Below are 7,099 nucleotides of genomic sequence, written 5' to 3' on the forward strand. Positions count from 1 at the left end.
GATTATTGCTGGTATCAATGTTGGTCTTAGGATCTTTGGCAGGATGCAGCACAGGAACAGGTAATGAAACACCAGCAGAGGCACCGGTTGAGAAAGGTGATGCAGCAAACAAGGCATTGCTTGTAGTGAGCTTTGGTACAAGCTACAATGACACGAGAGAAGCAACTATCGAAGCTACAGAGAAGGTTTTGGCAGACGCTCATCCTGACTATGAATTTGTTAGAGCATTCACTGCACAAATTATAATCGACAAGTTGAAGGAGAGAGACGGTCTTGAAATATTCAATGTTGAAGAAGCAATGGACTACCTTGTAGAAAATGACTTCGGAACTGTATTGATTCAGCCTCTACACGTAATGAATGGTGCAGAGTATGATGACCTTATGGCTGTAGTTGGGGAATATGAAGAGAACTTTGCTGATGTTAAAATTGGAGCACCACTTCTTTCCAGCACTCCGGATTTTGAAAATGTTGTTGAAGTAGTGGCAGGAGAAATGCCTGAGCTTCAAGAAGGAGAAGCACTTCTACTTATGGGACACGGAACTCATCACCATGCAAATACTGCATATTCTGCACTTGACTATATGTTCAAGTACAAAGGATATGAAGATGTATATGTAGGAACTGTCGAAGGATTCCCAACTCTTGACGCTATAATGGAGCAAATTGAAGACAAAAACTATACTAAGCTTTATCTTATGCCTCTAATGATTGTCGCTGGAGATCACGCAAACAATGACATGGCAGGAGACGAAGAAGATGCATGGAAAATGATTCTTAAAGCTGAAGGATACGATGTTGAGCCAGTACTTATGGGACTTGGTCAAATGGAAGGAATTCAGCAAATGTATCTAGAGCACCTGGATGATGTAATATCAGGAGAACACGCAGAATAATATGAAATCAAAGATATTAGTTTTAATGTTAATTTTATCATTGTCATTTATCATAGGATGCTCAACTGGAAATTCAGATACAAATGAAGTTGACAGTGCTGATTATGCCATATCATTTATTGATGATATGGGTAATCAGATTAACCTGAATAGCCCCTGTGAAAGAATAATCCCTCTTTATTCAGCCCATACTGAAAACTTGTTTTTCCTTGGAGCTGAAGATAGTTTGATAGGCGCCTACAAGACATCTATTTATCCTCCAGAGGCGGCCTTTCTTCCCAGATACCTGTATCAGGAAGATCCGGAAAAGATAATTGCTGCAGACCCAGACGTAGTGATAATAAGGCCCTTCATAAATAGAAAATCTCCAGAGTTTGTTGAGGCGCTGGAAAATGCAGGTGTGCTGGTGGTGTCCCTTTATCCCGATAGTTTTGACGGGTTTGACGAGTATATCGAAAAACTTGCTCTTTTGTCGGGAAAAACAGAGGAGGCTGAAAAGCTTCTGAAGGAATTTCATGAGAATATCCATGGTATATCCCAGTTGACAAAGGATATTAAGGACAAAAAGACTATATTTTTTGAATCTACAGATGTAAATATAAGAACAGTTACATCTGATTCGATGCCGGGTCGTGCAATCAGATTTGCAGGGGGCATAAATGCAGCGGGAGACATTCCGGCTATGAAAGCGGGATCTTCAATTGCTCCTTTCGGACTTGAAAAAGTAGTTGAAATTGGAGAAAATATTGATGTCTACATCTCCCAAAGGGGAGCCATGAACTGTGGTGGCAATGAAAAAACCATAACTCAGCGACCCGGCTTCAAAACCATAAAAGCAGTAAAGAATCACAAAGTATATACAATAAATGAAAAAATGATATCGTCACCGACATTTAGATACATTAAAGGTGTTGGAGAATTTTCCAGGTATCTATATCCGGAGATTTTCGATTCAGTAGAAGAAATAATCAGCGGCGAACAACTTACAAGAGAGGTTTATGCCGAACTTGTAACAAAGTGTTTTCACTTGTCGGTATACACACCGTCATCTTCCCATTATTATGAAAAAGAGTATTCTGGACATACATACGGATTGTTTCAGGATGTGAATTGGGATGATGAGAGATTTGATTATGTGGAAACTGCAGTTATTGCAGGTCTAGTGGATTCATTCAAAGTTGATGGAAGTGAATATTTCCATCCCAAGGAATACATAACAAAAGACGAGCTTGCAAAAACGGTATTTCTACACGGTGAATATGCAAACATGGAAGGTCAAATTTTAATAGCAGACATTGAAGACTCAGATCACCAAAAGATTATTCAGAAGCTAGTAGATCGCAAAATATTCATCCTTGATTCAGAAGGGAACTTCAATCCTGGAGAAATCGTAACAGTTGAATATGCTAATGATATATTATCAAAACTCAATTAAATAACCTAATCAAAGTAGCATAATAGAAACAAAAAGATTCTCAGGACATAAAGCCCTGAGAATCTTTTTGTGTATTATTATTTCATTTTTATAAATGTATTTTCTTTTTCTGGTTTGATGATAAGTTTATAGTTCTTGTCGATTTTATAAAAATCCATTTCAACGTTTTCTTTTAGTTTTTCGAATTCTTTGCTTTTTATGTTTTCATCTACGACCATGTCAAAAGCTACAATTTTCTTTCCTCTTTCCGTTACAATTCTAAGATCATGAATTTCCTTTATTTCATTATAGGTTTTGATGATTCCCTCCACTTCTGCTCTTACAAAGGTAGTGGCATGACATGATTCGTCAATTGGATCTACATGAATAAGAAGTTCTATTCCATATTTTTCATTGATTCTACTTTCTATATTGTCGATTAAATCATGTGCATAAATAAAGGAATGGGAGGCCGACATTTCAACATGAATGGTACAAAGTTTGGTTACGGGACCATAGTCATGGATTCTCAAATCGTGTGCTCCTTTAATATTGTCACAGCTTAAGATGAAATCCTGAATATTTTTATAAAGGTCTTCATCGGGTCTTGTACCTATCAATGAGTTGAATGTATCTTTCATTAAACTTAAACCATTGTATCCTATAAATAATGCAACCAGCACTCCCGCTACTCCATCAAAGGAAAATGTGCTGTATCTTGACAATATGAAAGACAAAATGACTGTAGATGTTGCAAGGATATCAGCAATGCTGTCCAAAAGAACCGCATCAATATTCTTTGATTGTATGAAGGTGTTAAGCTTCTTGTTAAATAGAGCCATCCATAGTTTAATCAGTATGGAAACTATGAGTATTATAACTGCAATATAGTCAAACTTGACAGATTCAGGATTTAGAATCCTTTCTCCGGATGATTTCAGAAGCTCATAGCTGAAAATAAGAATTATTACAGAGATGAGCAGTGTTGAAATGTATTCGAATCGTCCATGACCGAAGGGATGATTCCTGTCTGCAGGAAGGTCTGAATATTTGAATCCTATGAAGGAAGCTATATTTGTGCCCAGATCGGCAAGATTGTTGAAGGCATCAGCAGTAATAGAAATACTGTTTGTAGTTATTCCTACAATAAATTTTGAAATAAAAAGAAGAACATTACAAAGAGCTCCAGTAAAAGCGCTTAAATATCCAACTGATTTTCTTGAAGGTGTTTCGTTTTTAAAGACTAATCTAATTAAGTATTCGTTCATAAATCACCTGCGGAATTATTATTTGTTATAGATTTATAATAACATATATGAGGATTTAATTATATACTCATAATGCTGAAAACATGTCAAATTATATTATTTCAAGAAATTTATTTGAATACTGAATATTATTTATGATAAAATAAAAAGAGGACCACATAATGCATTTAAAGAATAGAAAAGACAAGGACCTTACGATAAAAGGGAAAAAGAAGGCTGTAAACGAAAAACTTAAGTGAGAGTGATTTGATGAACAGATTGATGATAAGAACAAGGCAGACTCTAAGAAAACAGACCAGGAAGTCTTCTAGATATCCAGAACCTTCCGTAGTTATAAAACCAGGCAGCTCAAAACAGGCAGCATTATATCTAAAGGACAAAAATAAGGAGAAGATTCTTGTTGTTACGGATAAAAACATAATAAAACTAGGTATAATGGATGACTTTGTATCTTCACTAAGAAGAAACGGACTTGATTATATTGTTTTCAACAGTATAATTGAAAACCCGACAGTTGATAATATTGTTGAAGGTGCCCAAGTATACAAAATTAATCATTGTGATTCAATAATAGGATTTGGTGGAAGAGCGGCAATGGACGGAGCCAAACTCATTGGAGCAAAAGTTTCTAATAGAAAAGATATCTATGCCATGAAGGGAAGGAACAAGTTGAGGAGAAAACTTCCAACCTTTGTTGCAGTGCCTACATTGGCAGGAACGGGAAGCGAAGCTGATTTCAAGGCTGTAATTACGGATACCAACAGGTTTGAAAAGATTACAATTATAGATAAGAAGCTTCTGCCTGAAATTTCCTACTTGGATTCAAACTTAATGAAGGAATTGCCGTCACAAGTCCTTGCTTATTCAGGAATGAATCTTCTTGCCAAGACTGTAGAATCATATTTGAGTAAATACTGCAATAAAACAGCTGAAAATTATTGTATTGAAACTACAAAGATTGTTTTTGAAAACCTTGAAGCTTTCCATGTAAATAGAATGGATACGGAAGCAGGAAGCAGTCTTTTTACTGCATCGTATTATTCGGGCAAGGCAAATATGGTTGCCCTTACGGGATATGGAGACCTTATTGGTTATTACTTAAGCGATGCATATGGAATTTCCCATAGCTATGTTTTGTCGGTAATATTTCCACATTTACTTGAAATATCAAAGGATAAGATTTTAAAAAAGCTTTCAAATCTTGCGGTTATTGTAAATCTTGGAAGTGAAGATGAGGATGAAACAATTCTTAGTGATAGATTCATATCCAAGATAAAGGAAATGAATGCTAACATGGGCATTCCTGAACATATTAAAGGATTAAGAGAAAGAGATATAAAAGTCATAGCAGGAATAATTGAGAAAAACAGCAATCCGGTAGTGCCGGCACCTAAAATATTGGGTTCCGAAGATTTTGAAAAGCTTCTTTATTCAGTTCTTATAAATAAGGAAGAAGATGAAATAGTCTATAGTGATATGGAATTGGACTAGTATGGTATAATTCTAATAAGGAGCTGGTTTTATGATAATCAAAGAAATAGAAAAGAAATTATTGAAATTTATATTTGATCCGAGAAATGACAATAAATTTGGCTACAATATTTTTGTACTAATTGACGGGAAAAAAGCCTTAATGATTGATTCGGGTTACCGTATGCACAGCACCGAGGTTAAGGAAAACCTTGAAGAAAAGGGAATAACCATTGAGAGTGTAATAATAAGTCATTTCCACCTTGATCATATAAATGGTTTAAACGAATTGCCCGATGCACATATCATAGGCAGTGCCGACTATGAAAAGACTCTGGATATATACGTTGATGCCGAAAAACATCATATATACACTCCTGATATAAAAATTGATGATATATACAGTTTTAAATTCGGTGATTTTGACATAGAAATCAAATCTTTTCCAGGTCATGCAAACTGTAGTTTGTTGACCACTATCAACAATAAATATGTTCATGTAGGAGACGAACTAATGTTTTCAAATGAAGGTGTGCCTGTACTTCCTTTAATCGAGAAAAGCCATATAAAGAGACATATTACTTCTCTCGAGAAGCTTAAGGATTATACCAAATATATCATATTGCCAAGCCATGGTAAAATAATAAGAGATAAAGATTTGCTTCTTAAGGATATAGAGAACAGGCTAAAGTATTTGAAAGCTGTTGACTCGAAATCCAAGAAAATATCCTATGAGGAAGCTGTCAAGGAATGTGATGAAGAGTTTTTACACTCTGAATATCATGAAATAGTTTATAAGGGTTAAATGTATAATTAATGGAATAGTCCCAATGGGGCTATTTCTTTGTATAAAAATTTCATTAAATTTGTAGGAAATAACAATATCTTTGATAAAATCCTTTGAGGAGTAAGAAATGATAGGAAATATTACTAAAATAACTGAAGAGATATCTGGAGAACTTATTGAAATGAGTGAAAAGATATTGAACAGGCCAGAACTAGGGAATGAAGAATATTTTGCATGTTCCATTCATGTCGATATTTTAAGAAAATATGGATTCCAGATTGATGAAAAATATCTAGGCGTAGAAACAGGTTTCAAAGCTGTATATGATTCCAAGAAAGAAGGGCCAACAATAGCATACCTAGCGGAATATGATGCATTGCCGGGTATTGGACATGGCTGTGGACACAATATTCTGGGTACTGTAAGCACCGGTGCAGGAATAGTTCTAAAGCATCTTGTAGATGACATTGGTGGCAATGTTGTGGTTTTTGGAACACCTGCAGAAGAAACATGCGGAGCAAAGGTAGAATTTGCAGATAAGGGTGCCTATAATGATATTGACATTGTTATGATAGCTCATCCAAGCAATGCATATTCCAAAAGTGGAACCTCATTATCAATGGAAGCATTGCAGTTCGAATTCAGAGGTAAAACCGCCCATGCTGCTTCATCACCTGAAAAGGGAATAAACGCCCTTGATGCCGTGATAAACACCTTTAATAACATCAATGCACTTAGACAACAGATAAGAACAGATGCAAGGATTCACGGAGTAATACCAGAAGGAGGAGAAGCTGCAAACATTATACCTGATTATTGTGTGGCAAGGTTTTATGTTAGAGCCAAGACCAAATCATATTTAAATGAACTTGTTGAAAAGGTTAAGAACTGTGCTCGGGGTGCATCACTTGCAGCAGGAACTACTCTGGAAATTTCAAACTATGAATACAGTTATGACAACATGGTTACAAATGAAACCCTTTCAAAAGTTTTTACCAGCAACCTTGAAAAAACAGGTGTTAAAAGAATTTTTAACTCAGATGATTCACTTGGTTCTGTAGATGCAGGAAACGTAAGTCATAAATGTCCTACTATTCATGCTTATTTCGATATAACAAACGACAGGAACATAACCGGTCATACGATTGAATTCAGGGACAGTACAAAAACTGAATATGCCTACAACAATATGAAAAAAACCATAATCGCCCTTGTTTATACAGCGGTAGAAGTAATAGAAGACGAGGTTCTTTTGGAAAAGATT

6 protein-coding genes are annotated in these 7,099 nt (G+C 35.6%); 5 read left to right on the forward strand and 1 reads right to left on the reverse strand.

Going from position 1 to position 7,099, the window contains the following annotated elements:
• Both AC3AX0_RS04580 and AC3AX0_RS04585 read left to right on the forward strand, forming a co-directional pair.
• Positions 1–896: sirohydrochlorin cobaltochelatase (locus AC3AX0_RS04580; protein ID WP_487549127.1), on the forward strand; the 896-nt coding region annotated here is incomplete at its 5' end.
• 1 nt (position 897) lies between these two features.
• The gene (locus tag AC3AX0_RS04585) at positions 898–2,331 is read left to right on the forward strand and encodes an ABC transporter substrate-binding protein (RefSeq protein WP_487549128.1); all 1,434 of its coding nucleotides are present in this window, start codon (positions 898–900) and stop codon (positions 2,329–2,331) included.
• A 77-nt stretch (positions 2,332–2,408) separates the two neighbouring features.
• On the opposite strand, the gene AC3AX0_RS04590 is transcribed toward AC3AX0_RS04585, so the two are convergent.
• The gene (locus AC3AX0_RS04590; protein WP_487549129.1) at positions 2,409–3,578 is read right to left on the reverse strand and encodes a cation diffusion facilitator family transporter; all 1,170 of its coding nucleotides are present in this window, start codon (positions 3,576–3,578) and stop codon (positions 2,409–2,411) included.
• A 249-nt stretch (positions 3,579–3,827) separates the two neighbouring features.
• On the opposite strand from AC3AX0_RS04590, the gene AC3AX0_RS04595 reads away from it, so the two are divergent.
• From AC3AX0_RS04595 to AC3AX0_RS04605, 3 genes are all read left to right on the forward strand, one after another.
• Positions 3,828–5,069, forward strand: coding sequence for an iron-containing alcohol dehydrogenase (locus AC3AX0_RS04595; RefSeq protein WP_487549130.1), 1,242 nt, complete (start codon positions 3,828–3,830; stop codon positions 5,067–5,069).
• A gap of 31 nt (positions 5,070–5,100) precedes the next feature.
• Positions 5,101–5,853, forward strand: coding sequence for an MBL fold metallo-hydrolase (locus tag AC3AX0_RS04600; RefSeq protein WP_487549131.1), 753 nt, complete (start codon positions 5,101–5,103; stop codon positions 5,851–5,853).
• A gap of 109 nt (positions 5,854–5,962) precedes the next feature.
• Positions 5,963–7,099 (forward strand): M20 family metallopeptidase (locus AC3AX0_RS04605; protein ID WP_487549132.1); only part of this gene is annotated, 1,137 nt, incomplete at its 3' end.

It is taken from the genome of Dethiosulfatibacter sp. (genome assembly GCF_983023055.1).